Below are 26,143 nucleotides of genomic sequence, written 5' to 3'. Positions count from 1 at the left end.
GTGGCCATGCTGTCGTCCAAGGGCGCGGCCGGCGTCACCGGCGCGGGCTTCATCACCCTGGCCGCAACCCTCTCGGTCGTCCCCAGCGTCCCCGTCGCCGGCATGGCCCTGATCCTCGGCGTCGACCGCTTCATGAGCGAGTGCCGCTCGCTGACCAACTTCATCGGCAACGCCGTCGCCACCGTCGTCGTCGCCCGCTGGGACAAGGCGCTGGACAAGGAGCAGCTGGACGCCGCCCTGGCCGGGCGCGCCGCCCCGCTGGACGCCGAGCCGCTGCCGGCTCCGGCGCCGGCCGAATAGACCCCTCCCGCAACGGGGCCGCCCGCAGGCGGCGGCCCTTCCGTCCCTTCGTCTCCCTCCCGCGCCATGCGCGGGAGGCGGGGAGAACACGCCCATGCGCATGCTTTTCGCCACCACGGCCCTCGCGGCCGTCAGCGCCGCCGGCGCGGCCCACGCCGAGGACGCCGACCTGGCGCTCCTGAAGGCCCAGATCCAGGCCATGCAGGCGCGGATCGACGTCCTGGAACGCCAGGCCGCCGTTCCGACCGCGCCCCCCGCGGTCGTCCAGCCCATGGCCCAGCCCGCCCCCCAACCGCTTGCCGCGCCCACGCCCGCCGCACCGCCCAAGCCCGAGCCGATGCGGTGGGAGAACGCGCCGCGCTTCACCGATCCCTCGGGCGCGACCTTCAAGCTGCGCGGCCGGATCCTGCTGGACGCCGTCGACGCCACCGCCCGGCGCGACGGCCTGGCCGACTATCACGCCCGCCAGTTCAAGGCCCGGCAGCTGTTCCTCGGCGTCGAGGGGCAGAACGGCCGCTGGGGCTATCGCCTGGAGGGCGGCGCGGTCAGCGGCGGCGCCTGGGGCTGGGACGACGCCATCATCGACTATCGTCTCGACAAGCAGACCAGTCTCCTGATCGGCAACCAGAAGGCCGCCTCGCTGGAGGGGCTGACCTCGTTCAAGTCGATGACCTTCATGGAGCGCGGCGCCTTCGGCGACGTGATCGACGCCGGCTACGCGCTGTCGCTGCAGGCGGTGCGGACCGGGACGAACTGGTCGCTGTGGGGCGCGCTGCAGGGCGACAACATCAACCGCACCGACGCCGTCGGCGGCTATGATCCCAACCAGGCGGTCGAGCRCCTGGGGGCCACGGTGCGCGCCACCTGGTCGCCGCAGCTGTCGCCGGACGACCGCCTGCACCTGGGGGCCTGGGTGCGGCGACGCGACCGGGGCGGGGAGACCGGCTTCACCTATTCGGCGGCGGCCAACACCGCCTTCCGCCCGCAGGCGTCGAGCGGCGCGACCCTGTTCTCGACCGGCGCGGTCGGCGACGGCGACACCACGCTGGGCCTCGAGGCGGCCTGGGTGCATCACGCCCTGTCGCTGCAGAGCGAGGCGGCCAGGATCCGGGTCGACCGTATCGGGACCGACGTCAGCCAAACCCTGGGCGGACCCAACTTCGACATCGTCACGGCCTACGGCTCGGCCAGCTGGTTCGCGACGGGCGAGACCCGGCCCTACAACCCCAACGGCTCGTTCGGGCGCATCCGGGTGGCCCATCCGCTCGACCGCGGCGGCTTCGGCGCGCTGGAGTTCGCCGCCCGCTACGACTACGCCGACTTCAGCGACATGGGCGCCAACGGCGTCGCCGCGCTGAGCGCGCAGACGGGCCTGGCCACCGCCGGGACCTATCGGGCGGTGACGCTGGGCGCCAACTGGTACCCCTACGCCTATGTCCGGCTGAGCGGGAACCTGACGCGCGCCAGGATCGACAACCGCCCGGTCGCCGGCGCGCAGCTCGACGCCGACGTCACCGTCGCCCAGGCGCGGCTGCAGCTGGAGTTCTAGCGGCGAGCGGCCAGCACCGTTCGCAGGAAGCCGATCGTCGCGCCCACCGCCGCCTGGGCGGGCGGGGCCTCGCGCAGGGCTTCCAGCACCATGAAGTCGTGGATGGCGCCGACCATCCGCAGCGCCGTGACCTCGACGCCGGCCCGCATCAGCTTGCGGGCGTAGGCCTCGGCGTCGTCGCGGGTGACGTCGGCCTCGGCGGTGATCACCAGCGTGGGCGGCAGGGCCGAAAGGCGGCGCAGCGGCGTGTCGAGCACGAAGGCCGGCGTCTCGTCGTCGGGGCTCGCCGCCAGGCAGGCCTCGCAGTAGCGCAGGTCGTCGGCGGTGGGCCCGGGCCCTTCGGCGAAGGCCTGGCTGGAGGCGCTTTGGCCGACCGGCGCGGTGATCGGGCACAGCAGGGCCTGGCCCGCCAGCGCCGGGCCGCCGGCGATCCCCAGCCTCAGCGCCAGGACCGCGGCGATCGTGCCGCCCGCGCCGTCGCCGGCCAGGGCCAGGCGGCCGGTGTCGAGGCCCAGGCTTGCGGCGCGCTCAATGAGCGCCAGCAGCGCGGCGTGGGCCTGCTCGACCTGGGCCGGATGCCTGGCCTCGGGCGCCAGGGCGTAGCCGACCTGCACGACGGCGGCMGCGGCGCCCAGCGCCAGGCGTCGCATCAGCCGCTCGTGCGTGCTTGCGCCGCCCATGATCCAGCCGCCGCCGTGCAGATAGAGCACGACCGGCAGGGCGCCGGCGTGGCCCGGCGGACGCAGGATGCGGACCGGCAGCTGCTGGCCGTCGGCAAGATGCAGCACCAGGTCGAGGACCTCCGCCTCGGGCAGGTCCGACTGCGGGGCCTGGGCCAGGGCGAAGGCTTCGCGCACGGTCGCCAGCGGCTGGTCGCGCAGGGGCGGCGCGCCGCGGTCCTGGCGCTCGTCGACGAACTGCTGGGTGACGGGATCCAGCACCGGATGAGCCGAGCCGGGGGTCAGCACCGGGCCGGCGGAGGGGGCGTTGCGGGACAAGGCGGGGTCCTCAGGCCAGGGCCGCGTCGGCCAGGCCGATCGAGGTCGCCTGGTCGCGCTGGTGCATCCGCCGCCAGACCAGCGGGCTGGTCTCGAAGGCCCGGCGGAAGCGGTTGGAGAAGTGGGCCTGGTCGGCGAAGCCGCAGGCGGCGGCGATCTGGCCCAGCGGCTCGTCGGTCTCGACCATCATCTGGCGGGCGCGTTCCAGGCGGCGCTGGATGATGTGCTCGCGAGCCCCGCCGCCGTAGCTGACGGCGAACGCGCGCGAGAAGTGGCTGACGCTGAGGCGGACCAGGGCGGCCAGGTCCGACACCTTGACCGGCGCGTCCAGATTGGCGGCGAGGTGGGCGTCGACGCGGCGGACCTGCCAGGGGGCCAGGCCGCCGGTGACGGGCGCGGGGCGCGCGTCGTTCAGCAGGCGCTTGCCCTCGCGCTGCACCAGCTCGATCGCCTCGCGCACCCGGCGCTCGGCGGCCAGCCGGTCGTCGCGGGCGGCGGCGCGGGCGTCGGCCAGCAGGCCGGCGATCAGGTCGGGCAGGGCGCCGGCCTGCAGGTCGATGACGCGATCGAAGCCGGACGCGGCGGCGACGGGGATCATGGGTTCGAAAGACATGGCGACGTTCCTTTCAGCGCCCGGCTCGCCGCCGGTGTGAAACTACGATGCCAAGGTCCTCCGCTGAGCGTGAGTTAAGCCTTGTGTAGAGTTGTTAAGCGGGAAAACGTCAGGAAAATCAGTCTTCTGTAGAAGTGTTGCGAGGTGCGTTCAGGTGGCGCCCAGCAGCGCCCGGGCGGCCTGGCGATCGGGACAGCCGGGAACGTCGGGCAGGGCCTCCAGCGCCTCGCGCACTCGGCCCGGCTCGGCCAGGGAGATAGCGGTCCGCAGGGTCCAGGCGCCGGCGTTCTGGGCGCGGGCCAGGTCGAGGGCCGCGTGCAGCCGATCCTCGCGCCGCGCCGGATCGCCGGTCATGGCCGAAAGGCGCATCAGCTCGGGCCTGACCCAGGTGGCGGGCTCGTCGTCCAGCCTGGCCAGCATGGCGGCGTCGACCAGCCCCGCGTCCGAGGCGGCGAAGCACTCGACCTGCATCGGGAAGGCCTCGGCCGGCGCGCGCGCCGAAGGATCGAGGGCGGCCAGATAGCCCTGGCCCCAAAGCTCCCAGAACCGCACGCCGCGGCCGCGCGCCCGCTCCAGCAGGCGATCCGTCCAGTGACGGGCCAGGTCGGCCCGCCCGGTCCACAGGGCGACGGGCACGGCGCCCACGGCCAGGCCGTAGCAGATGGTCAGGTCGTGGTCGGTGGCCAGGGCGGCGTCGGCCGTCTCCTGGGCCAGGCGCAGGGCCTGCGCGGACTCGCCGCGCAGCCACAGGATCCGCATCTTCAGGGCATGGGCCGCGACCGTGTCGTTGACCTGGGCGTGGTTGGCCTGGTTGGCCACCACCGGGCCGGTGTGGGTGGCGATCACCCGCTCGACCAGCGCCAGGGCCGTGCTCTGGTCGCCCGAGAAGTGGTGGCGCAGGGCCTGCATGTGGTCGGCGGTCTGCAGGGCGGCCGGATCCCCGACGGCCCGGGCGATGTCCTGGAAGCTGTCGGCGAACACGGCGCAGTCGGCGTAGCGGCCGGCCAGGATGGCCTGGGCCCAGCGGCCCCAGCCGGCCCGCAGCCTCAGGCCCGGATCGTCCAGCGCCTCGGCGATCGTCAGGGCGCGGGCGAAGGCCGTCTCCATGGCCGTCGTCGGGCCATGGGTGTGCCACAGGGCGTGGCCTTGCGCGGTCAGCAACTCGACCTCGTCGGCCGAGCCGGCCAGGCCGGTGTCGGCGATCCTCTTCAGCGCCGTCTCGACCAGGGTCAGGAACTCGCGCGGCAAGCTGAGATGGAACCAGAGCGCCGCCGAGACCACGGTCAGGCGGATGGCCAGCGGCAGGTCGCCGGCCGGCGAGAAGGCCCAGGCGAGGGCGGCGCGCACGTCGTCGACCAGCCGGCTCTTCTCGGCCAGCCATTCGCGGCGGGCGCGGCCCTCCCAGGCGCTGTCGGTGTCGGCCAGCTGCGCGCAGCAGTATTCGGCGTGGCGTCGGGCGGTCTCGCCGGCGTCCGGGCGCGCGGCCAGGGTCTCGCGGGCATAGGCCCGCGTGGTGTCGAGCAGGCGATAGAGGGTGGCCGGCCCCGAGGCGTCGACGGCCAGCAACGACTTGCGCGCCAGGGCGGTGACGACGTCGAGCACGGCGTGACGGTCCAGGCTATCGTCGGCGGCGACCTCGCGGGCGGCCTCCATCGGGAAACCGCCGGCGAACAGGCTGAGGCGGTCCAGCACCGCGCGGCCGTCGGCCGGCAGCAGGCCGTAGCTCCAGTCCAGCGTGGCGCGCAGGGTCTGCTGGCGGGGCAGGGCGGTGCGCCGGCCCTTGGTCAGCAGGTCGAAGCGGTCGTCGAGATTGGCGGCCAGCTCGGCGGCGCTCATCATGTCGATGCGGGCGGCGGCCAGTTCCAGCGCCAGCGGCATGCCGTCCAGCCGGCGGCAGATCTCGGCCACGGCGCCGGCGTTGGCGTCGGTCAGGGCGAAGGCGTCGTCGCTGGCGCGGGCGCGCTCCACGAACAGCTGCACGGCCGCGAAGCCGGCGGCGGTGCGTGCGTCGACCGTTTCGTCCGTCGGCGCGGGCAGGGTCTGCAGGCGGTGCACCCACTCGCCCTCGGCCCGCAGGGCCTCGCGGCTGGTGGCCAGCAGCAGGGTTTCGGGCGCGGCCTGGTGGATGGCCTGGGCGAGGTCGGCGGCGGCGTCGACCACGTGCTCGCAGTTGTCCAGCACCAAAACCGCAGGAGCCTGCGATAGCCGCGCGACGACGGCGGCCAGGGCCTCGCGGCCCGAGCCGGGCAGGTCGAGGGCGGCCGCGCAGGTTCCGGCCACGAGCTCGGACTGGGCGACGGGTGCCAGGTCGACGAACACCCAGGGCAGGCCCTGGGCCTGGGCCACGCGCTCGGCGACGGCGGTCGCCACCGTCGTCTTGCCGATGCCGCCGGGCCCGATCACCGTCATGAAGCCGCGCTCGGGCAGCAGCTGGACCAGGCTGTCGACGATGGCGTCGCGCCCGACGATGCGCCGTGCGGCGCTCCGGGGGCGGGCCGTGGCGGGCGGCGGGAGCGGCGACGCGGCCGTTGCCGCGTCGGGACGGGTGACGGGGGCGACGAAGCGATAGCCGCGCCCCTGCTCGTTGAGCACGTAGCGGGCGCCGTCGCGGCCGTCGCCCAGCGCCTTGCGCAGGCCCGCGATGTGGACGCGAAGGGTGCTCTCGTCGACCACGACGTCGGCCCAGACCCGCGCCAGCAGCTGGTCCTTGCTCAGGAGGCCGCCGTCGGCGTCGATCAGGGCCAGCAGGATGTCCAGCGCCCGGCTGCCGATCGCCACCGGCTGGCCGCCCGCGCTCAGCAGGCGCCGTTCGCGATCGAGCGTGAACGGGCCGAAGGCGAGGGAGCAGGCGGCGGAGATCGTGGACGGCATGCGGGCGGTTTCGCGCGGATTCGTTTGGCGCCGATAGAACTAATCTTGCGCGAAGGCGCGACGAAGGCCGCCGTCAGCCGCCGAGATAGGCCGCGTTCACCGCTGGATCGGCGGCGATCTGCGCGGCGGTCCCCTGAGCCACGATCCGGCCGCCGCTGAGCACATAGGCCCGGTCGGAGACCGACAGCGCCAGCCCGGCCATCTGGTCGACGATCAGCAGCGTCAGGTCCTGGTCGCGCAGGTCGCGGAAGGCGGCGAAGATCTCGTCGATGACGCGTGGGGCTAGGCCCAGCGACGGCTCGTCCAGCAGCAGCACCTTGGGCCGGCTCATCAGGGCCCGGGCCAGGGCCAGCATCTGCTGTTCGCCGCCGGAAAGCAGGCCCGCCCGCTGGTGCAGGCGTTCGGAGAGGCGCGGGAAGCGGGCCAGCATCTCCTGGGTGCGGGCTTCCAGGTCGCGGCGGTCGAGGAAGGCGCCCAGGCGGATGTTGTCGCGCACCGTCAGTTCGGGGAACACCTGCCGGCCCTCGGGCGACAGCACCACGCCGCGGCGCACGCGCTCGTTGGCGGAAAGGCCGTTCAGCAGACCGCCCTCGAAGGCGACCTGGCCCTCGGCGGCGGGGTGCAGGCCGGCGATCACCCGCATCAGGGTCGACTTGCCCGCGCCGTTGGCGCCCAGCAGGGCCACGGCCTCGCCCTGGCGGACCTCGATCTCGACGCCCGACAGCACGGGGGCGGCGCCATAGCCGGCGGTCAGGTTGACCACGCGCAGGGCGTCCAGGCGGCTGACGGGGCCGCGGTCGACGGGCGCCGAGGCCGGGGCCGCGCCGAGATAGGCCGCGCGCACCGCCGGATCGGCCTGGATGTCGCCCGGCGTTCCCTGCGCGATCTGCACGCCGGCGTTCAGCACGACGACGGCGTCGGACACGCCCATGACCAGGCCCATGTCGTGCTCGATCAGGCCGACGGCGACGCCGGCGCGCGCGATGTCCTTCAGCAGCATGGCCAGGAGGCGCTTGTCCTCCTGCGACAGGCCGGCGGCTGGTTCGTCCAGCAGCAGCACGTCGGGATCCAGCGCCAGGGCGCGGGCGATCTCGACGAGGCGGCGATCGACATGGGCCAGGTCCCCGGCGGGGATCGTCGGGTCGCCGGCGTAGCCGCAGGCGGCCAGCAGGGCGCGGGCGCGGTCACGCTGGGCCTTGGCGGCGAAGCGGGCCAGGGGCGCGCCGAGGCGGCCCCGGCGGGTGGCCAGCAGCACGTTGTCCTCGACGCTGAGGCTCTGGAACACCTGCGAGGTCTGGTAGGAGCGCGCCACCCCGGCGCGCGCGGCGGCGAAGGCCTGGCGGGGCAGGGGCGCCGCGCCCAGCAGGCAGCGGCCGTCGGTGGGGCGATAGAACCCGCTGAGCAGGTTCATCACCGTCGACTTGCCCGCGCCGTTGGGGCCGATCAGGGCCGTCACCCGGCCCGGCGGCAGCGAGAAGCGGGCGCCGTCCAGCGCGCGCAGGCCGCCGAAGCGCATGCCCAGGTCTTCGGCCTGCAGGGCGGCGCGGGGGCGATCGGCCAGCAGGTCGGCGAGCGTCGTCGTGCTTCCGGGGATCAGGGCGGCGGCGGGCCTTCGTTTGAAGGGCAGGGCCTCCCAGAGGCCGGCCAGCCCTCGCGGCACCAGCCACAGCACCACCATCAGCAGCGCTCCGAACACCAGGATGCGATAGGCCTCGAACCCCGACAGCAGCTCGGGCAGCAGGCCCACGACCAGCGCGCCCAGCAGCGGACCCAGCCGCCCGCCCGATCCGCCCAGCACCACCACCAGCACGAACAGGATCGACTGGGTCAGGTTGAAGGTCTGGGGCGTGACGAAGCCGGCCATCGGCGCGAAGAGGCCGCCGGCGGCGCCGGCGAACAGAGCCGAGAGGGCGAAGGCCAGGGTGCGGATGACGGTGGGGTTCAGTCCCACCGAGGCGGCGGCGACGTCGGTGTCGCGCACGGCCCGCATGGCCGCACCCCAGCCGCCGGCCGACAGGCGCGCGAAGATCGCAAGCGAGGCGGCCGCCACGGCCACCGCCAGCATGGCCATGCCGTTGGCGTCCAGGGCGGCGCCGAAGAGACTGGGCGGGGCGATGTCGAGAATGCCGTTCTGGCCGCCGGTGATCTCGCGCAGCTCCACCAGGCCATGCTCGACGATCAGGCCAAAGGCGATGGTCACCATCGCCAGGTACGGCCCCTTCAGGCGCAGGGCGGGAATGGCCATCAGAGCGCCGACGCCCCCGGCCAGAAGCGCGCCCAGCGGCCAGGCGATCCAGAAGCTGACACCGAGCCGCGTGGTCAGCACCGCCACCGCATAGGCGCCGATGGCGTAGACGCCGGCATGGCCGAACGACATCTGGCCGCTCAGGCCCACCAGGATGTTCAGGCCCACGCCGACGATGGTCAGCAGCGCGATCTGGCCCAGGACGAAGGCGTAGTAGCTGTCGAGCACGCCGGCCAGCACGAGGGCGACGACGACCGCGCCCAGCGCGGCCAGGGTGGAGCCGAAGGAACGCATACTCATACCTTTCGCACCTCGGCCCGGCCGAGCAGGCCGTCGGGGCGCAGGGCCAGGGCCAGGATCACCAGGCCGAAGGTCAGCATCTGGGTGTAGCCCGAGCCCAGCACGCTGGCGGACGCGGCCTCGACCACGCCGAACAGGACGCCCGCGGTCATGATCCCCCACGGGTTCTTCAGGCCGCCGAGGATGGCCACGGCGAAGGCCTTGAGGCCCAGGACCACGCCCATGTCGGGCTGGATGGTGAACAGCGGCGCGACCAGGGCGCCGGCCATGCCGGCCAGCGCCGAGGAGACGGCGAAGGCCGCCGCGATCATCGCGCTCACGGGGATCCCCATCAGGCTGGCGGCGTCGCGGTTCTGGGCCACGGCCAGGACCGCCGTGCCCAGCAGGGTCTTGCGGCTGACCCAGTGCAGGGCGCCGGCGATGGCCAGGCCCACGACGGGGATCAGCAGGTGCAGCGGATAGACGCCCAGCGACGCGCCGCCGACGCTGACCGACGAGGCCGTCAGGATCGAGCTCAGGCTGCGCGGCTCGGTGCCGAACAGGAACAGCGTGGCGTTGTCGGTGACCAGGCCCAGGGCGACGGTGGCCATCAGCCAGGCGTCGGACCTGCGCTTGAGGAACGGTCGCACCGCCAGCCCCTCGACCAGCAGGCCATACAGGCCGCACAGCGCGATGGTCGCCGGCGCGGCCAGCAGGACGGGCCAGCCCAGCGTGCGTTCCAGCGTGAACAGCAGCACCGCGCCCAGCATGGCGCTGGTCCCTTGCGCGAAATTCAGCGCGCCGCAGACCGAGAAGGTGATGTGGAAGCCCAGCGCGATCAGCCCGTACATGCTGCCGAGCGCCAGGCCGCTGAGGAGGGGAGCCAGGAGATCCATGGCCTAGCCGCGCTGGACCGGCACGATGGCGTCGCCCTCGAAGCGGGCCCAGACATAGTCGTTCTGCGTCAGGGCGTCGTGGCGGCCATCGGCGAACGGGCGCTCGTAGGTCTTGATCAGGCCCTCGTAGCGGTCGATGGCGGAAAAGCCCTTGCGCACGGCGTCGCCGTCGGTCGAGCCGGCCTTGTCGATGGCCAGCGCCGTCAGCCGCAGGGCGTCGTAGGCGTTGGCCACGCCCACGGCCGGCKAGATGTCGGCCGGCGACTTGACGTCGGGGTACTTGGCCATCAGCGCAGCCAGCACCTTGTCGCGCGCCGGCGTGATCGGCCCGGCGAAGCTGTAGGTCTGGACGAAGGTGACGCGGCCGGCGTTGGGGCCGGCCAGTTCGCCGAAGCGGCCGCCGGCCGGGCCCCAGTGCGAGACCACCGGCACGCTCCAGCCCATGCGGTCGAGCGAGCGCACCACCTGGGCCGACGGGCCGACCGTGCCGACCAGCAGCAGCGCGTCGGCGCCGGCCGCGCGCAGCCGGCCCAGCTGGGGCGTGACGTCGACGTCGGACGGCTCGAAGCGTTCGGCGCCGGCGAGGGGCGAGCCGACCGCGGCCAGGGCCGCCTTCAGGCCCTTCTCGTTGGACTCGCCCCAGGGGTTGTTGAGCAGGATCAGGCCCGGACGCTTGGCGGCGAAGGTCTGTCGGGCGTAGGCGACCATGGCCTTGTCGACCTCCTCGTCGACGGCCGAGACGCGGAACACGAAATTGGGGCTGGTCCCGTTCTGGGTGATGGCGGTGCCGGCCGCCCACGGCACCATGAAGGGAACCTTGGCCTGGCTGGCGATCGGCACGATGGCCCGGGCCACCGGGGTGTCGAGCCCGCCGAACAGCACGGCCACCTTCTCGCGGTGGATCAGTTCGCGAGCGGCGGTGACGCCGCGGGCCGGGTTGCTCTCGTCGTCGCGGCGGACCAGTTCCAGCCTGCGCCCGCCCAGCACGCCGCCGGCGGCGTTGATCTCGTCGATGGCGACCGTGAGGCCCCGGGTGATGGCCTCGCCCGAGCGCGCCGACTGTCCGGAGAGGGCGGTGACCAGGCCGATCTTCACCGGCCCCGCACCGCCCTGGCCCTTGCAGGCGGCCAGCAGGACGGCGAGGCTTCCGACGGCGAACATGCGGCGGGACGGATTCGACACGAGACACCTCTTGAGCTGGCGCGGCGCGTGGGCGGCGGGCCGTGTTCGAAGGCGAGTTAATCGCGTCGCTCGCGGATCGGATCATAAAATCGTCGACGATTTGAATAAATGTACGTCGACATTCTGACTGTGCAGAAAGTCGACATTCGTCGTTGCAAATCTGCTCGCGATCGCGGCATCGTGGCCCTGAGGCGGTGGATTGGCGCGGATCCCCGGTTGCATCGGGCTCGATGCGGGCGCCTACAACCGCAATCACCAGTTTCGGCGGATTTCATGACCCAGAAGCCTTCGGCCAAGCCGCGCAAGACCGCCTCGACCGCCGCCGGCGCGCGCAAGGCCGGCCGCGGTCCGGCCCGGACCGACATGGCCGGCATCGCCGCCGTCGACGGCGGGGCCGACGTCGAGCAGCGGATCTACCAGTCGGTGTTCGACGGCGTGCTGAACCAGCGCCTGCCGCCCGGCACCAAGCTGCCCGAGCCGGCTCTGTGCTCGCTGTTCGGCGTCAGCCGGGCGGTGGTGCGCAAGGTGCTGCAGCGGCTGGAACACGACCGCATCGTCGAGCTGCGTCCCAACCGCGGCGCCGTCGTCGCCGCCCCGACGCCTGAGGAGACCCGCAAGATCTTCGAGGCCCGCCGCGCGCTGGAAGCCGCGCTGGTCGAGCTGGCCGTCCAGCGCCACAGCGGCAAGGACATCGAGGAGCTGCACGCCCTGCTGCACCAGGAGGAAGAGGCCATGGCCAACGCCTACCAGCCGGCCTGGGCCCAGACGGCGCGCAACTTCCACCTGCGGGTGGCGGCCCTGGGTGGCAACCCGATCCTCTTGGCCTATCTGACCGAACTGATCTCGCGCTGCTCGCTGATCGTGGCCCTGTACGAGCCGGCCGGCAACGCCGCCTGCGAGCACGAGGAGCATTGCGACATCGTCGACGCCATCTCCAAGGGCGACGCCAAGCGCGCCGTGGCGGCGATGAACGCCCACCTGGTCGGACTGGAGGAGCGGATCTGCCTGGAGCGGCCGTCCTCGGTGAAGACCCTGGCCCAGATGCTGAACCTGGCCTGAGCCGCGCCATGCACGTCGATTTCGCCAGCATCACCGCCTATCAACGCTACAAGCTGATGGCGAGCCTGATCGTGCCTCGGCCCATCGCCCTGGTGACCACGATCAACGCCGACGGCGTGGTCAACGCCGCTCCCTTCAGCATGTTCAACATGCTGGGCGAGGAGCCGCCGCTGGTGATGATCAGCATCAACCTCCTGGCCTCGGGCGGGCTGAAGGACACGGCCGCCAACATCGTCGCGTCCGGCCAGTTCGTCGTTCACCTGGCCGACGAGGCCATCGCCGCCAAGATGCACGCCTGCGGCGAGGCGCTGCCCGCCCACCAGAGCGAGCTCGACAAGGTGGGCCTGACCACCGCGCCCTCGGTCGAGATCGCCCCGCCGCGCATCGCCGAGGCCCCGGTCGCCTTCGAATGCGCCCTGTGGGAGACGATCCGCACCGACAGCCGGCTGATCTTCTTCGGCAAGGTGCTGCACCTGCACGCCCGCGAGGGGCTGATCGACACCAAGGCCTGGCGGGTGAGCCTGCAGGACTATTTCCCCGTCGGCCGCTTCGGGGCCAGCTTCTATGTCACCACCCGCGACCGCTTCTCGCTTGAAGACGAGGCGGGCAAGGTGCGCGAGACAGAGATCGACCGCATCTAGGGTGGGGCGGGGCTTTCCTGCCCCTGCCATTCCCCCAAATCCGTCCTTCCCCGCGAAGGCGGGGACCCAAGCGGAATCTGCGGATCGTCTACGGCCGCGCCTGTTCCTGAAAAGCAGTTTGGATCCCCGCCTGCGCGGGGAAGCTCGGGGGTGATGGTTGGCGTCGCCGGGTGTCGATCCTGTCCAGCTCATCCGCCTCGGAAGGATCGTCGACGATCCTTCGCCTCCCGATCCTCTCCAGAACCACAGTCGACGACCCGCGGCGCCCCAAGGGCGGGCGCCTCGACCCGCCGCGTGGCCAAAAAAACCGGCAGACATAACGTCGACACTCATTTATCAAATCGTCGACGATTTAGTTTTAGATCATCGACGAAATTCCAGTTTCCCTGAAGTCGTCCCTGGCGGCCCGGCGACCATGCCGATCCCGCCGCCGAGGACACGGCCGCGTGGGGATACGCGCGCCGCACTCGCAACAGGGGATATGGCGATGACGTTCATGAGAAGGCTTTCGGCCGGCGCCGCGATCGGGGTGATCGCGATGGCGGTCGCGCCCGCGGTGGTCCAGGCCCAGGTGATCACCGGCGCGATCCAGGGGCGGCTGACCGACGAGGCCGGCGCGCCCGTGGCCGGCGCCCAGGTCACCATCGTCCACGCCCCCTCGGGCACGACCACGACGGCGACCACCAGCGCCGACGGCGTCTTCTCGGCCCGCAACCTGCGTCCGGGCGGTCCCTATCGGGTGACGGCCAGCTCCGAGACCTACGGCGCCAAGACCGTCGAGGTGCCTTCGGTCAACACCGGCGACGCCTTCCAGCTGAACTTCGCCCTCGACGGCGGCGCGGTCGACGCGGTGGTGGTCACCGCCGCCTCGGTCGGTGCCAAGGACCTCAAGACCGGTCCCAGCTCCAACTTCAGCGCCGCCCAGATCCAGCTGGCCCCCTCGATCAGCCGCGACCTCAAGGACCTGGCGCGGATGAACCCGTTCGTGGCCATCGACTCCACCAACAGCAAGGCGCTGATCTGCGGCGGGGCCAACAACCGCTCCAACTCGCTGACCATCGACGGCGTGCGCCAGAACGACGACTTCGGCCTGCAGGCCAACGGCTATCCGACCCAGCGCTCGCCGATCTCGATGGACGTGGTCGAGACCCTGGGCGTCGAGCTGGCGCCATACGACGTCAACTACGGCTCGTTCGGCGGCTGCACCATGAACGCCACGACCAAGTCGGGCGGCAACGCCTTCCACGGCATGGTGTTCTTCGAGAACACCAACCAGAACCTGCAGGGCAAGAAGTTCGAGTATGACGACTTCCAGGACGGTTCGCGCCAGAAGCGCACCCTGGGCGGCAAGTTCTCGGAAAAGACCTGGGGCGCCACCCTGACCGGCCCGATCATCAAGGACCGCCTGTTCTTCACCGCCAACTACGAGAAGTTCGAGCGCGTCGAGCCGTCGCTGACGGGGCCCGTCGGTTCGGGCATGCCCAACGAGGTTCCCGGGATCACCGTCGCCCAGGCCGAGCAGGTGCGCGAGATTATCAAGCGCGTCTACGGCTACGACCCGCTGGGCTATTCGGCCTCGCAGTTCCGCAATCTCGACGAGAAGTACTTCATCAAGCTGGACTGGAACATCAGCGAGCGCCACCGCGCCACCGTCTCCTACCAGCGCACCTACGGCTCCAACCTCAACGCCTCGGGCAACACCCTGACGGGCGCCTCGACCTCGCTTGGCCTGCTGTCGAAGTGGATCGAGCGCGAGAACAATCTCGACGTCTACAAGGCCCAGCTGTTCTCTAACTGGACCGACAACTTCACCACCGAGCTGTCGGCCTCCTACAAGAAGATGGACAACCCCTCGACGCCGCTGGCGGGCACGGACTACGCCCAGTTCCGGGTGTTCGTGAACGGGACGGGCGCGGGCCCCAGCATCTATGCCGGCACCGACGCCTCCTACCAGGCCAACGAGCTGACCACCTATCTGCAGCAGTACCGGGCCAAGGGCGTCTACACCCTGGGCGCCCACAAGATCACCGGCGGCTACGAGCGCGAGGCGCTGAAGATCTGGGACGTCTTCGTCCAGAACGCCAACGGCGCCTATGTCTTCGACTCCATCGCCGACCTCGAGGCGCGCCGCGCCTCGTCGCTGGCCTACGCCAACGCCGGCGACAACATCAAGGCGCACGGCGGGGCCACGATCCACTCGGCCATGAACACCGTCTACCTGCAGGACGAGTGGGCGATCCTGCCGAACCTGACCCTGAAGGCGGGCCTGCGCTACGACTGGTTCGAGCAAAGCGACAGCCCGCAGGCCAACCCCGTGATCCTGGCCCGCTACGGCCTGGACAACAGCGCCAACCTCGACGGCAAGCGCCTGCTGCAGCCGCGCTTCGGCTTCAACTGGCAGCCCGATCAGACCCTGACCGTCTACGGGGGCGTGGGCCTGTTCGGCGGCGGCTCGCCCACCGTGTGGACGGCCAACACCTTCTACAACACCGGCATCGTGCTCGGTAACGTCAACTGCGCCCGCACCGCCACGGCCAGCGCCGCCTGCCTGGCGGGGCTGAACAACGTCGACGCCAAGACCGTCAATCCCGCCGTCCAGCAGCTCAACACCGCCAGCGCGGCGACGGGGCAGGGGCTGACCAACATTCTCGACCCCGACTTCAAGCCGCAGTCGTCGTGGAAGGCCTCGATCGGCGTCCAGAAGTACTTCGACCTGGGACGCTTCGGCGGCGACGACTGGCGCGTCAGCGCCGAGTACATCCGCACCGAGGTCAAGGACGCAGTCACCTGGCGCGACCTCTACAGCGAGGCCAATCCCGGTCCCGCAGCGCCGGACGGCCGCCCGACCTTCCTGCGCGGTCGCGACAACCGCTACGACATCTTCGTCACCAACACCGGCAAGGGCCACACCGACCAGCTGGGCGTGGCGCTGGGCAAGCGCTGGTCCGACGGCTGGCTGGACGGCTTGGACGCCCAGGTCTCGCACACCTACATCAACTCCAAGGACGTCAATCCGGGCATCAGCACGGTGGCGGCGGCCAACTACAACGGCGTGGCGACCGACGATCCCAACGATCCGGCCCTGGCGACCTCGAACTACGAGTTCCGCAACCTCTCCAAGCTGTCGCTGAGCTATCGCCGCGAGTTCTTCTCGGGCTATCGCACGGGGATCAGCCTGTTCGCCCAGCGCCGCTCGGGCCTGCCGTTCAGCTACACCTTCGACGTCGGCGCCAACGCCGCCCAGGCCGGCGACGTGCTGGTCGGCGAGAACGGCTCGAACGCCTCGCGCAATCGCCAGCTGCTTTACGTGCCCAAGACCCAGAACGGCCTGGTCACCGCCACAAGCGACCCGATCATCTCCTACGCGCCGGGCTTCGACTTCGCCGCCTTCAACGCCTTCCTGCAGAAGACCGGCCTGATCGACTACGCCGGCAAGATCACGCCGCGCAACGCCTTCAAGTCGCCCGAGGTCACCACCGTCGACATCCGCATCAGCCAGGAGGCCCCGGCCTTCTTCCCGCAGGCGGCCAAGGCCGAGATCTATGTCGACATCGAGAACCTGGGGAACATGCTCAACAACAAGTGGGGCGTGATCCAGCAGGTGCCCAACCCCTACGTCTCGTCGAACATCGTGGCCCGCAACTGCCAGTTCACCGGCGTCGGCTGCGCCGCGGGGCAGGGGAATTTCTACCAGTTCGACAAGTTCACCTCGAAGGCCGCCACCAGCTTCAACACCCAGTCCGTCTGGCAGGTGAAGCTCGGCGTCCGCTACAAGTTCTAGAGGCCGATATGAGCGATCGCATGTTCAACCAACCCTCCGCTTCCGCCGCCCCGGCGGCCGATCTTTCCCGCCGCGCCCTGCTGGGCGCGGGCGGCCTGGCGGCGGGGGCTCTGGGCCTCGCCGCTTCGGCCGCGCCGGCCTCCGCCGCCGCCCCGGCCAAGGCGCCGGCGGCGGGCGCGACGTACTTCCTGCGCAACGTGCGCCTGGAGACCGGCTACGAGCGCGAGGGCGACGAAGTCATCGCCACCCGCACCGCGCTTGCGACCCTCAAGATCGAAAAAGGCGTCATCGCCGCCGTCCTGCCGGCCGGCGCGGCGATCCCGCCCGGCGCGGTGGTGCACGACGCCGGCGGCCTTCTGATGCTGCCGTCGTTCCGCGACATGCACATCCACCTCGACAAGACCTTCTACGGCGGTCCCTGGCAGGCGCCGCGCAAGCGCAAGGGCGGCATCGCCGGCCAGATCAAGCTGGAGCAGAAGCTGCTGCCCGAGCTCCTGCCGACGCTGGAACCCCGCGCCGAGGCCCTGGTGGCCCTGCTGCAGGGCTATGGCACGACCTTCGCCCGCAGCCAGTGCAACGTCGACCCGGTGATCGGGACCAAGCATGTCGAGAAGCTGAAAGCGGCGCTCGACCGCCACCAGCCCGACTTCGGCTACGAGATCGTCGCCTTCCCGCAGCACGGCTTCGCCAGCATCGGCCTGGAGCAGCAGATGCGCCAGGCGGTGCGGGCGGGCGCGGCCTATGTCGGCGGCATCGATCCCACCACCGTCGACGGCGGCATGGAGCGCTCGGTCGACCTGATGATGCAGGTGGCGCTGGACGAGAAGGCCGGCGTCGACATCCACATCCACGAGCCGGGCGAGAGCGGCGTGGCCGCCATCTCGCGCATCACCGACATCACCGCTCGTAACCCGGTGCTGAAGGACCGGGTGACGATCAGCCACGGCTTCTCGCTGATGTCGCTGGAAAAGCCGGCCCTGACGGAGCTGGCCGCCCGCATGGCGGCGGCGGGCGTGTCGGTGGCCTCCACCGTGCCGTTCGGCGGCCGGATGATGCCGATCCCCGCCCTGCAGGCGGCGGGCGTCAAGGTGTTCACCGGCACCGACAGCGTCATCGACCACTGGTCGGTGTTCGGCAGCGGCGACGTGCTCGAGAAGGCCAAGCTGGCCTGCCAGCTCTACGGCTGGTCGGACGAGCAGGCCATCGGCCAGGCCCTGAAGATCCCCACCGGCGGGATCACGCCGCTGTCGCCCACGGGGCAGCAGCAGTGGCCCAAGGCGGGCGATGCGGCCGACTGCGTGTTCGTCGACGCCGCCAGCTCGGCCGAGGCCGTGGCCCGCCTGACCCCTCGCCAGGTGGTCCTGCACCGCGGCGTGGTCGCCGCCGGCGGCTTCAAGACGGCCCGCGCCTAGAGCCCCGGGCCGACCCGCTCCGTCGCGACGACGGGGCGGGTCGAAGGGGCGCGGCAACATGAAGGCGGACCGGCCTGTCGGGCGCGAAAACGGCGCCGGCGGGACGCCGACGCCGAAGATTGGCCCTCACATACGAAATTTCGCCGGCCGGATCCGCGCCCTGGCGCTTCGATCCCAGTAGAAGAATGACCCAGTTCCAACCGCATAGATTTTCCGTCGCGCCGATGATGGAGTAAGAAATAAGCTATTAAATATCAAATACTTATATAAATTTGTGTGCGATAAATGTGCCCAGCGCTCGCATTCTCTTGTCCTCTCCTGGGTGCGAAATCTGCTGAGGTTGCGCGCTAGCTCGCCTTGTGGTGCGGTCCTGTCCTTGGGGCTGCGAGCGACTACTCTCAGGTACTCATCTAACTGCCCTGTGCCGTGAGCGATGACCGCCTGGCCGCCACGGTGAAGGCGCCGTTCTCACGCGTCAGAACCGTCGTCAGATCGCCGACCGTCTTCTGGTCGAGCCCTTAGATGTAAAAGAGCAGGCGGTTGTGGCGAAGCAAAGCGCCGGCCACTTTGAGCTACGGGAAGAAGCCATTGGCTTGCGACGGTTCTCCGCGGGAGACTTCGCCGCTCTTCAGCGCCTGTTCGTCCAGAGCGCGAGAAATAGCTTTATCGCCCAGTCCTGAACCGGCGGGGTCAGGAGCGAGCTGATGCGGATCGAATACCGTTGCTGGCGACGGATCGCTCCAGGCTCAGCCCTTATATAGATCCGCATCGGGATCTGCTTTGCCGCGCACCTCCGTCGACACGATCTGGGCGGCGATGGCGGAATATGTGATGCCGTTGCCGCCGAACCCCATGACGGCCCAGGTGTGATCGATGCCCTCTACGCGCCCGATCTTCGGCATGCCCGTCTCGCTGGATCCGAACGCCCCCGCCCAGACGTAGTCGATGGTGAAATCGACATCGGGCAAGAGGCGCTGCAGCTTGACGCTCAAGGTTGCGCTTTTGCGTTCGAGCTTCTTCGGATCCTCATGCGCGGCGGCGTCGGCCTCGTCCTCACCGCCGGCGATGATCCGGCCCTCACGGTCTACGCGTAGATAGAGGTACGGATCGGACGCCTCCCAGATCAGCGTCTCGGTCAGCCAGTCGGGCCGGCGCTTGCCAGGCTTGGAAGCCATGGCCCAGGTCGACACGACGCTTGTGCCCGGCGTCGGCAGGCCCTTCGGAAATTCGTAGCCGCAGCAGAACACGACCTGTCTGGCGCGCACCGCATGGCCAGTGTCCGTCACCAGGGTCACGCCGTCGGGATCGCTGATGACCTGCGTCACCTCCACCGGCGACCATATCCTGGCGCCGCGAGCGTGGGCGCGCCGCAGGAGGCCCGCCGCCAGGCGCGCTGGATCGCCGGCCGCCGACCCTGTCGAAAGGATCGCGCCCGTTCGATCCAGGCCGAAGCGATCTCGAAGCTCGACCTTGCCTAAGTAGCGGCTGTCGAGGCCGACCTGCGAGCGGGCATGAGCTTCCGCTTCGAGCGCGCGCGAGCCGTAGGCGTCACCGGCGAGATAGAGCGAGGACTTGGGGCGAAGTCCGCACACGATCCGCTCCTCCGCGACGATCCGGCGTAGATCCTCCACGGCCCTGTGCGATCGCAGATAGGCGCGCCTGGCCTTGGCGGCGCCTATCCGGTCGCTCAGCGCGGTGAGTGGGAGATCGATCTCCCATTGCAGCAGCGCGGTCGAGGCCAGGGTGGAGCCAGTTAGAGGAGGGCGACGGTCCAGGACGGCGACCGAATGATCTTTCGACAGTTCGTGGGCCATGAACGCGCCGCTGATCCCGGCCCCCACAATGGCGACGTCGACGCTGATCGCTTGGGTCAGAGGGCGTGTCGGCACGCCAAGGCCATGGCTGTCGGCCCACAGCGATTTTCCGGTTCTGAGGTCACGTTTCCTGGTCGCGCCGGCCATGGGTCCTCCGCCTGAGCGAGGCTAAGCACCCGAAGCGGTGCGGGGTTCCGCTTCGATCGCGGTAGGCGCAAAACTCAACCGACCCAGTCTATCCGGAAGCTCTGCTCGACCAACTTCGCCTCGCCGAAGATCGTCATGAAGGCGATGTCGGCGGCGTCGCGGCCGGTCGCCACCCGCACAAGGCCACTGATCGGCGCCTTGCCGGTGGCGTCGACCAGGCGCCATCGCCCGCCCAGATAGACTTCGGCGATCGCATGCAGGTCCGGCGGATCCAGGCCCCAGGCATAGGCGCTGACCGCCCGGGCCGGGATGTCGGCGGCGCGGCACAGCGCGATAAGGAGATGACTGAAGTCGCGACAGACGCCGGCGCGGTCGATGAAAGTCTCCACCGCCGTGGTCGCGCCGTGGCTGACGCCGGCCTCATAATCGATGTTGGCGGTGATCCAGTCGAGGATCGCCATCACCCGACGTCCGCCCGAAAGCTCGCCGAATTGGCGATCGGCGAACCGCTCCAAGCGGTCGGAGGGGCTATATCGGCTGGCGCGCAGGAACGGCAGCACCTGTCCAGGCAGATCACGGATTGCGATGGCGGGCGCGTCGTCAAGCTCGTGATCCCGCGGAGCGACTTCGACCCGGGCCTGATAGGTCACGCTCACGCGGCCCGCGGCGGAGAAGACCGTCATGCGTTCCTGAGCCGCGGGATCATCGACGCCCACGGCGTCGACGTTCGGTGAAAATGTCAAGGCTTCGGACCGAACCGACTGGTCCGGTCCGCGAGCGGCTTCGACCAGGAGAAGCACTTCGCAGGGATCGGCGAAATCGTATGTCAGCGATGCTTCGACGTCGAACGTGGAAGGCAGGTCTCCATGGCGCATCCAACTCTCCACCGAAGCTTGGTGCGACAACACCGGCGGGGGAGAGGACGTTCCGCGGCGAGGCTCTGAACCTCAGGGCGCGTGGCGTGTTCAGCCGACATGACCAACACTGCCCTGATCCCCTCCGCCCTCATCGGCGCCGTCGCCAGCGCCCGGTCGATGACCCCGATGGCCACTATCGCCTCGGCGCGGCTGGCCGGCCGCTCGACGCCCGGCAAGCTCGTTTTGCTCGACCATCCGCTGTTCAAGTTCGGCGCCCTGGCCATGGGCATCGGCGAGCTTCTGGGCGACAAGATGAAGACCGCGCCCGACCGTACGGTCTTCCTGGGCCTGCTGGCCCGGATCGCCAGCGCTGGCATCGCCGGCGCGGCCCTGGCCCCGCGCGGCCGTGAGAAGGCCGGGGCGGGTGTTGCGATCGCGACCGCCGTGCCGCTCGCCTATCTGACACTGGCGGGACGCAAGCGGGCGATGGCCAAGTTCGGCCAGACGCCCAGCGGTCTCGTCGAGGACGCCCTGGTCGTCGCCGCGGGCGTCGCGACCATCGCCTTCTTCACGCACCAGCAGTGGGGCGTCCGGGCCTGACAGAGCGCCCGCCGGACTAGCGGTGTCAGGCGATGCCTGCGCCGCCGGTGACGCCATAGACCTCTCCGGTCGTGAAGCTGGCTTCCTGCGAGGCCAGCAGCACATAGACCGGCGCGATCTCCACCGGCTGGCCGGGACGGCCGAACTGGCTGTGCTCGCCGAAGTGCTGGACCTTCTCCTGGGTCTGGCCGCCGCTGGGCTGCAGCACGGTCCAGAACGGGCCGGGCGCCACCGCATTGGCCCGCACGCCGTCCTTGATCAACTGCTTGGCCAGGGCCTTGGTGAAGGCGACGATGCCGGCCTTGGTGGTGGCGTAGTCGAGCAGGTTCTCGGACGGCTCGTAAGCCTGGACCGAGGCGGTGTTGATCACCGCCGCCCCCGGCCTAAGGTGAGGCCGCGCCGCCTGGGTGATCCAGAACATCGCGTAGAGATTGGTCTTCAGCGTGTGGTCGAACTGCTCGCTGTCGATGGCGGCGATGTCGGGGCGACTGACCTGCTTGCCGGCGTTGTTGACCAGGATGTCGAGCCCGCCCAGGCCCTCGACCGCCTTGGCCACCAGCTCGCGGCAGAAGGCCTCGTCCTTGATGTCGCCGGGCAGGGCGATGGCTTTACGACCCTCCGCCTCGATCAGGGCGATGACTTCGCGCGCGTCGCTCTCCTCGCTCGGCAGGTAGCCGATGGCTACGTCGGCGCCCTCGCGGGCGTAGGCGATGGCGGCGGCGCGGCCGATGCCGGAGTCGGCGCCCGTGATCAGCGCCTTGCGGCCGACGAGCTTGCCTGACCCCCGATAGCTTTCCTCGCCGTGGTCGGGCTTGGGATGCATCTTGGCGGCGAGGCCCGGCGCGGGCTGTGGTTGGGCTGGGAAGGGCGGCTTGGGGTACTGCTCGCGCGGGTCCTGCATGCGCAGGCGATCGTCCTGGCTCATCGTCGTCTCCGGTGTGGGGAAGGCGGCGCGCCGGGCGCGCCGCCGGGAGGGAAGGAAGCGCGCCGACCGTCAGGCCAGCATCCGCACCTTCGGTTCGCGGTCCCAGAAGCGCTTGGAGGCCGCGGCGAGGAAGTCCGCGCCGAGATCCGTGACGCCCTCGTCCGGCTCGACGCCGGCCTTGTCGAGCAGGGGCTTTGCCGCCTCGGTCGCGCCGATCGCCTTCAAATGACCGAAGGCGTCCATGACGAACTGGACGGCCGCCGCCTCCTTGAGCAGGGCCGCGCAGCCATCGTCGGACAGAACAAGCGCGATCGCATCGACCGTCACCGAGGGCGTGCCGGCCAGCTGGCCGTCGGCGGGGATCAGGGTTCCGTCAGCGCCCTTGGCCCCGCCGATCTTGGGGGCGATGACCTTGGCGACGGCGCCGGCCTTCTTGATCGCGGCTTTAAGCTTCTCGACCGCCTTGGCGTCCGAGCCGTCGGCGACCAGGATGCCGATCGCATGGCCCTTGATGTCCTTGGGTGCGCGCGGACCTTCCACGATCCTCAGGGACGGTGACAGCTCGAGGTCCTGGACGGGCGCGGCGATCTTGGAGGCCTTGGGCAGGTCCATGGCCAGGCCCCCGGCGACCCGCTTGGCGAGCTCTGGATCGACATTGACCAGGTTCGAGATCATCCGCGTGCGGATCGCCTCTATGGCGACCTTCGAAAGCTCGAAGACCAAGGCCGAGGCCAGGTGCGCCTGCTCGGCCGGATCCAGCGAGCGGAAGAACATCCGCGCCTGGCTGTAGTGGTCGGCGAAGCTTTCGGGCCGAACACGCAGCTTCTCGGCGACGATGTCGGCGCCGTCCTGCGTCGTGCGGAAACCCGTCACCGGGCACTCGCGCGGCCCACCGTCCTCGCCAGCCGTTTCCGCCAGGCTGTTGGGCTCGTAGTTGGCGCGGCCCTTGTGGACCTGCATCTGCATCATGCCGTCGCGCTGGAAGTTCATCACCGGGCACTTGGGCGCGTTGATCGGCAGCTGGTTGAAATTGGCGGTGCCCAGCCGGCTCTTCTGGGTGTCTAGGTAGGAGAACAATCGCCCCTGCAGCAGCGGATCGTCGGTGAAGTCGATGCCCGGCACGATGTTGGCTGGGCAGTAGGCGACCTGCTCGGTCTCGGCGAAGAAGTTGTCGGGGTTGCGATCCAGCACCATCCGGCCGATCGGCGTGACCGGCAGCACCTCTTCGGGAATGATCTTGGTTGGATCGAGCACGTCGTAGGGCAGGGCGTCGGCGAAGGCCTGGTCGAAGGCCTGCACGCCGAGCTCCCACTCGGGGAAGTCGCCGCGATCGATGGCTTCGAAGAGGTCGCGGCGCTGGAAGTCGGGATCGGCGCCGGCCAGCTTCACCGCCTCGTCCCACAGGGTCGAGGCCACGCCCTGCTTGGGCTTCCAGTGGAACTTGACGAAGGTCGCCTTGCCCTTGGCGTCGACCAGCCGGAAGGTGTGGATGCCGAACCCTTCCATGGTGCGCAGCGAGCGCGGGATCGTCCGGTCGCTCATCGCCCACATGATCATGTGGGTGGCTTCGGGCATCAGGCTGATGAAGTCCCAGAAGGTGTCGTGGGCGCTGGCGGACTGCGGATAGCCACGGTCGGCCTCCATCTTCACCGAGTGGATCAGGTCGGGGAACTTGATGGCGTCCTGGATGAAGAACACCGGGATGTTGTTGCCCACGAGGTCCCAGTTGCCCTCCTGGGTGTAGAACTTCACCGCAAAGCCGCGCACGTCGCGCGGGGTGTCGACGCTGCCGGCGCCGCCCGCGACGGTCGAGAAGCGCACGAATACCGGCGTCTTCTCGCCAGGGCGCTGGAAGAGGTCGGCCTCGCTGAGCTTGGCGGCGGCCTCGTAGGCCTCGAAATAGCCGTGTGCGGCCGAGCCGCGAGCGTGGACGATGCGCTCTGGAATGCGCTCGTGATCGAAGTGGAAGATCTTCTCGCGCAGCACGAAGTCTTCCAGCAGCACCGGCCCCCGCGGGCCCGCCTTCAGCTGGTTCTGGTTGTCGGAGATCCGCACGCCCTGGTTGGTGGTCAGGTGGCCGTCCGGCGTATGCGGCCCGCCCTCAGGAACGCGCTGGTGGGTCTCGTCGCTGACGCCGCGTTCGGTGGTCATGCCCTTGGCCATGTCAGTCTCCTGGGAGGGGATCGTGGGGCAATCCGGGAGCCCCGAAGCCGGTTCCGAGCTTGGCCGGAGGCGGCTGGTGAAGGTGTTGGTAATGAAGCTGGGCGGAGCGGCTGGGCGTTGAGCTCAAGCCATCCCAGAGGAGATCGCCGATGCCCGCCAAGTCCGCCGCCCAGCAGAAAGCCGCCGGAGCCGCCCTGTCGGCCAAGCGCGGCGACACGCCCAAGAGCAAGCTCAAGGGCGCGTCCAAGTCGATGCTGTCGATGAGCGAGAAGCAGCTGGAAGAGTTCGCGCACACCAAGCGCAAGGGCATGCCCGAGCATAAGCGCTGACCTCTTGGAACGCCGGACGGGCTGGGCGACGACCCACTCCTGAAGGGAGCGATCGCCGCCCAGTCGGGCTTGCTGATCTAGTGTGAGGGCTGCTTGGAGAACTCCGCCATCAGCTCTTCCTTCCGCGCCGCCATGCGCTCGCCCATGGCTTCGAGGTCCTCGTCGCCCTTCTTGGCCTGGGCGAAGAAGCCGCCGGGTTGTTCCTCTTCCTTGACGTGATGCTTGATGTATTCGCCCAGCACCTTGACCTTGGCGTCGTAGAATTCTTCGCCCGGCTTCATCGCCTCGATCTCGGCGATCAGCTTCTTGGCGCCGTCGTGCTCGACATAGGCCTCGTCGATCAGGTCGTCCTCCACCTCGCCGCGGCTTTCGGGATAGAGGATCTCTTCCTCGATCTGGGTGTGGACCTTCAGGGCCAGAGCGATCTTGTCGAACAGCACCTGCTTTTCGCGATCGCTCTCCAGCTGTTCGTACTCGTCGAACATGGCCTCCACCTCGCGGTGATCGGCCTTGAGCAGGCGGATCGCCAGGGGATCGCGCTGGCCGGTCCGGCGCGTGCGGCGCGCCTTGGCGGATTTTCCCGATTTCGAGGCGGTTTTGGTGGCGGCTTTGGCGGTGGCCATGGCGACTCTCCCTGTGAGTTGATCGCCGCTTGAAGCCCGCACCCTGGATGGTGGTTCCTATGGCGATGCTAGTTGAGAGACGATTTCAGTCACGCAGCGGCATGGAGCCATTACCCGCTAAAAATCAGTCGGTTATGGCAAGTTGTTGGTCGGGTTTTCGACATAGGAACGGGTTCGATGCGCCCGCATTTGTGCTGAGCCGGAGCAACCGGCGAGCAGCCATTCAAGGGAGACGGCCATGGGCGAGAACGCCAACAACGATCGCATGCAGCAGCAGTCGAGCGACGCGCAGCGCCAGCAAGTCGGCCAGCAGAACCAGCAGGGCGACACCCGCCAGCCGCAGCAACAGCAGAACAACCCCCAGCAGGCCCAGCCGGATCAGCAGAACCAGCAGGGCGAGCGTCGTCCGGGCGAGCGCCAGGAAGGGCGCGACATTGAAGGCGAGGGCGATGGCCTCGCCAGCGGCGTCGACACGGGCGGCATCCAGCCGGGCCGCACCGGCCAGGACGACGTGGAACGCTGAGTGTTCGTCGAGGCCGGCCTTCGGGTCGGCCTTTCTTCCTGCGACGCCCGATCGATGCGTCTGGAGATTAGCTTTGAATAGCGTGCTTGAGATTTCCCGCTTCGAAGGCGGGTGGGCGGTGAAGCTTTGGGAGACCGGCGAAGTCCTTTTCTTCGCGTCGCGCCAAGAGGCCGAGTGCGAGGCGCGCCGTCTGGCTGCCCACGCCGGCGGCGACGGCACGGACGGCGATGTGCGGATCGAGACCCATGATTTCTGTCAGGAGCTGAAAGCGGAGTGGCCGCTTGAGGCGTTCACGGCGGGGCTCTAGGAATTCAGGCTTGCTCGCCGCAGAGGCCT

General features: G+C 69.9%; 21 protein-coding genes. 10 read left to right on the top strand and 11 right to left on the bottom strand.

The window, feature by feature from the left end:
* On the top strand, positions 1 to 300 hold a 300-nt coding region (locus AC1DCG_RS17000), incomplete at its 5' end, for a cation:dicarboxylate symporter family transporter (protein WP_477031046.1).
* Between the two features lie 94 nt (positions 301 to 394).
* Positions 395 to 1,849 (top strand): OprO/OprP family phosphate-selective porin, encoded by a 1,455-nt coding sequence (locus AC1DCG_RS16995; protein ID WP_477041574.1) that lies wholly within the window; start codon positions 395 to 397, stop codon positions 1,847 to 1,849.
* Here AC1DCG_RS16995 and AC1DCG_RS16990 read toward each other — a convergent pair.
* From AC1DCG_RS16990 to AC1DCG_RS16965, 6 genes are all read right to left on the bottom strand, one after another.
* The gene (locus AC1DCG_RS16990; protein ID WP_477031044.1) at positions 1,846 to 2,847 is read right to left on the bottom strand and encodes an alpha/beta hydrolase; all 1,002 of its coding nucleotides are present in this window, start codon (positions 2,845 to 2,847) and stop codon (positions 1,846 to 1,848) included. The genes AC1DCG_RS16995 and AC1DCG_RS16990 overlap by 4 nt on opposite strands.
* A gap of 10 nt (positions 2,848 to 2,857) precedes the next feature.
* Entirely contained in the window at positions 2,858 to 3,460 is a 603-nt protein-coding gene (locus tag AC1DCG_RS16985) for a helix-turn-helix transcriptional regulator (RefSeq protein ID WP_477031043.1), read from the bottom strand.
* A 150-nt stretch (positions 3,461 to 3,610) separates the two neighbouring features.
* Positions 3,611 to 6,331, bottom strand: a complete 2,721-nt coding sequence (locus AC1DCG_RS16980; protein WP_477036932.1) for an ATP-binding protein — start codon at positions 6,329 to 6,331, stop codon at positions 3,611 to 3,613.
* A 73-nt stretch (positions 6,332 to 6,404) separates the two neighbouring features.
* Entirely contained in the window at positions 6,405 to 8,876 is a 2,472-nt protein-coding gene (locus AC1DCG_RS16975) for an ATP-binding cassette domain-containing protein (protein WP_477031041.1), read from the bottom strand.
* Positions 8,873 to 9,751 carry a branched-chain amino acid ABC transporter permease gene (locus tag AC1DCG_RS16970; protein WP_477031040.1) on the bottom strand — a complete coding sequence of 293 codons (879 nt, stop codon included), beginning with the start codon at positions 9,749 to 9,751 and terminating at the stop codon, positions 8,873 to 8,875. Before AC1DCG_RS16970 ends, AC1DCG_RS16975 begins: the two co-directional genes overlap by 4 nt.
* A gap of 3 nt (positions 9,752 to 9,754) precedes the next feature.
* Complete coding sequence (locus tag AC1DCG_RS16965) at positions 9,755 to 10,933, bottom strand: ABC transporter substrate-binding protein (RefSeq protein ID WP_477041573.1); 1,179 nt, start codon at positions 10,931 to 10,933, stop codon at positions 9,755 to 9,757.
* 273 nt (positions 10,934 to 11,206) lie between these two features.
* Here AC1DCG_RS16965 and AC1DCG_RS16960 point away from each other — a divergent pair, with 273 nt between their 5' ends.
* From AC1DCG_RS16960 to AC1DCG_RS16945, 4 genes are all read left to right on the top strand, one after another.
* Positions 11,207 to 11,992, top strand: a complete 786-nt coding sequence (locus AC1DCG_RS16960; RefSeq protein WP_165255031.1) for a GntR family transcriptional regulator — start codon at positions 11,207 to 11,209, stop codon at positions 11,990 to 11,992.
* An 8-nt stretch (positions 11,993 to 12,000) separates the two neighbouring features.
* On the top strand, positions 12,001 to 12,633 hold the full coding sequence (locus AC1DCG_RS16955; RefSeq protein WP_477031038.1) for a flavin reductase family protein: 633 nt from the start codon (positions 12,001 to 12,003) through the stop codon (positions 12,631 to 12,633).
* A gap of 487 nt (positions 12,634 to 13,120) precedes the next feature.
* Entirely contained in the window at positions 13,121 to 16,414 is a 3,294-nt protein-coding gene (locus AC1DCG_RS16950) for a TonB-dependent receptor (protein ID WP_477041572.1), read from the top strand.
* Between the two features lie 20 nt (positions 16,415 to 16,434).
* Entirely contained in the window at positions 16,435 to 17,826 is a 1,392-nt protein-coding gene (locus AC1DCG_RS16945) for an amidohydrolase (protein WP_477031036.1), read from the top strand.
* Positions 17,827 to 18,572: 746 nt separating this feature from the next.
* On the opposite strand, the gene AC1DCG_RS16940 is transcribed toward AC1DCG_RS16945, so the two are convergent.
* Both AC1DCG_RS16940 and AC1DCG_RS16935 read right to left on the bottom strand, forming a co-directional pair.
* On the bottom strand, positions 18,573 to 19,787 hold the full coding sequence (locus tag AC1DCG_RS16940; protein WP_477041571.1) for an NAD(P)/FAD-dependent oxidoreductase: 1,215 nt from the start codon (positions 19,785 to 19,787) through the stop codon (positions 18,573 to 18,575).
* A 74-nt stretch (positions 19,788 to 19,861) separates the two neighbouring features.
* Positions 19,862 to 20,662 (bottom strand): transglutaminase-like domain-containing protein, encoded by an 801-nt coding sequence (locus tag AC1DCG_RS16935; protein WP_477031034.1) that lies wholly within the window; start codon positions 20,660 to 20,662, stop codon positions 19,862 to 19,864.
* Positions 20,663 to 20,761: 99 nt separating this feature from the next.
* On the opposite strand from AC1DCG_RS16935, the gene AC1DCG_RS16930 reads away from it, so the two are divergent.
* Positions 20,762 to 21,244, top strand: a complete 483-nt coding sequence (locus AC1DCG_RS16930; RefSeq protein WP_477031033.1) for a hypothetical protein — start codon at positions 20,762 to 20,764, stop codon at positions 21,242 to 21,244.
* A 25-nt stretch (positions 21,245 to 21,269) separates the two neighbouring features.
* Here the strand turns inward: AC1DCG_RS16930 and AC1DCG_RS16925 are convergent, their stop codons facing one another.
* Together AC1DCG_RS16925 and AC1DCG_RS16920 are read right to left on the bottom strand one after the other, a co-directional pair.
* The gene (locus tag AC1DCG_RS16925; RefSeq protein ID WP_477031032.1) at positions 21,270 to 22,169 is read right to left on the bottom strand and encodes an SDR family oxidoreductase; all 900 of its coding nucleotides are present in this window, start codon (positions 22,167 to 22,169) and stop codon (positions 21,270 to 21,272) included.
* A 69-nt stretch (positions 22,170 to 22,238) separates the two neighbouring features.
* Positions 22,239 to 24,332, bottom strand: coding sequence for a catalase (locus tag AC1DCG_RS16920; RefSeq protein ID WP_477031031.1), 2,094 nt, complete (start codon positions 24,330 to 24,332; stop codon positions 22,239 to 22,241).
* A 149-nt stretch (positions 24,333 to 24,481) separates the two neighbouring features.
* Here AC1DCG_RS16920 and AC1DCG_RS16915 point away from each other — a divergent pair, with 149 nt between their 5' ends.
* Complete coding sequence (locus AC1DCG_RS16915; protein ID WP_477031030.1) at positions 24,482 to 24,661, top strand: DUF3008 family protein; 180 nt, start codon at positions 24,482 to 24,484, stop codon at positions 24,659 to 24,661.
* Between the two features lie 77 nt (positions 24,662 to 24,738).
* Here the strand turns inward: AC1DCG_RS16915 and AC1DCG_RS16910 are convergent, their stop codons facing one another.
* Complete coding sequence (locus tag AC1DCG_RS16910) at positions 24,739 to 25,284, bottom strand: hemerythrin domain-containing protein (protein WP_477031029.1); 546 nt, start codon at positions 25,282 to 25,284, stop codon at positions 24,739 to 24,741.
* 238 nt (positions 25,285 to 25,522) lie between these two features.
* On the opposite strand from AC1DCG_RS16910, the gene AC1DCG_RS16905 reads away from it, so the two are divergent.
* Both AC1DCG_RS16905 and AC1DCG_RS16900 read left to right on the top strand, forming a co-directional pair.
* Positions 25,523 to 25,807, top strand: coding sequence for a hypothetical protein (locus tag AC1DCG_RS16905; protein WP_477031028.1), 285 nt, complete (start codon positions 25,523 to 25,525; stop codon positions 25,805 to 25,807).
* A 73-nt stretch (positions 25,808 to 25,880) separates the two neighbouring features.
* The gene (locus tag AC1DCG_RS16900; protein WP_477031027.1) at positions 25,881 to 26,114 is read left to right on the top strand and encodes a hypothetical protein; all 234 of its coding nucleotides are present in this window, start codon (positions 25,881 to 25,883) and stop codon (positions 26,112 to 26,114) included.
* Positions 26,115 to 26,143: the final 29 nt, after the last annotated feature.

This window comes from Caulobacter sp. 10L414 (genome assembly GCF_056395525.1).
Note: the sequence above shows the minus strand (reverse complement) of the source record. Positions and strands in the feature narration are given on the sequence as shown.

What these genes read in the sequence shown, in the direction of transcription:
- AC1DCG_RS16920 (WP_477031031.1), bottom strand. Translation starts at nt 24,332, where the DNA reads ATGGCCAAGGGCATGACCACCGAACGCGGCGTCAGCGACGAGACCCAC.
- AC1DCG_RS16915 (WP_477031030.1), top strand. Translation starts at nt 24,482, where the DNA reads ATGCCCGCCAAGTCCGCCGCCCAGCAGAAAGCCGCCGGAGCCGCCCTG.
- AC1DCG_RS16975 (WP_477031041.1), bottom strand. Translation starts at nt 8,876, where the DNA reads ATGAGTATGCGTTCCTTCGGCTCCACCCTGGCCGCGCTGGGCGCGGTC.
- AC1DCG_RS16955 (WP_477031038.1), top strand. Translation starts at nt 12,001, where the DNA reads ATGCACGTCGATTTCGCCAGCATCACCGCCTATCAACGCTACAAGCTG.
- AC1DCG_RS16930 (WP_477031033.1), top strand. Translation starts at nt 20,762, where the DNA reads ATGACCAACACTGCCCTGATCCCCTCCGCCCTCATCGGCGCCGTCGCC.
- AC1DCG_RS16980 (WP_477036932.1), bottom strand. Translation starts at nt 6,331, where the DNA reads ATGCCGTCCACGATCTCCGCCGCCTGCTCCCTCGCCTTCGGCCCGTTC.
- AC1DCG_RS16950 (WP_477041572.1), top strand. Translation starts at nt 13,121, where the DNA reads ATGACGTTCATGAGAAGGCTTTCGGCCGGCGCCGCGATCGGGGTGATC.
- AC1DCG_RS16985 (WP_477031043.1), bottom strand. Translation starts at nt 3,460, where the DNA reads ATGTCTTTCGAACCCATGATCCCCGTCGCCGCCGCGTCCGGCTTCGAT.
- AC1DCG_RS16925 (WP_477031032.1), bottom strand. Translation starts at nt 22,169, where the DNA reads ATGAGCCAGGACGATCGCCTGCGCATGCAGGACCCGCGCGAGCAGTAC.
- AC1DCG_RS16935 (WP_477031034.1), bottom strand. Translation starts at nt 20,662, where the DNA reads ATGCGCCATGGAGACCTGCCTTCCACGTTCGACGTCGAAGCATCGCTG.
- AC1DCG_RS16970 (WP_477031040.1), bottom strand. Translation starts at nt 9,751, where the DNA reads ATGGATCTCCTGGCTCCCCTCCTCAGCGGCCTGGCGCTCGGCAGCATG.
- AC1DCG_RS16905 (WP_477031028.1), top strand. Translation starts at nt 25,523, where the DNA reads ATGGGCGAGAACGCCAACAACGATCGCATGCAGCAGCAGTCGAGCGAC.
- AC1DCG_RS16940 (WP_477041571.1), bottom strand. Translation starts at nt 19,787, where the DNA reads ATGGCCGGCGCGACCAGGAAACGTGACCTCAGAACCGGAAAATCGCTG.
- AC1DCG_RS16960 (WP_165255031.1), top strand. Translation starts at nt 11,207, where the DNA reads ATGACCCAGAAGCCTTCGGCCAAGCCGCGCAAGACCGCCTCGACCGCC.
- AC1DCG_RS16945 (WP_477031036.1), top strand. Translation starts at nt 16,435, where the DNA reads ATGTTCAACCAACCCTCCGCTTCCGCCGCCCCGGCGGCCGATCTTTCC.
- AC1DCG_RS16910 (WP_477031029.1), bottom strand. Translation starts at nt 25,284, where the DNA reads ATGGCCACCGCCAAAGCCGCCACCAAAACCGCCTCGAAATCGGGAAAA.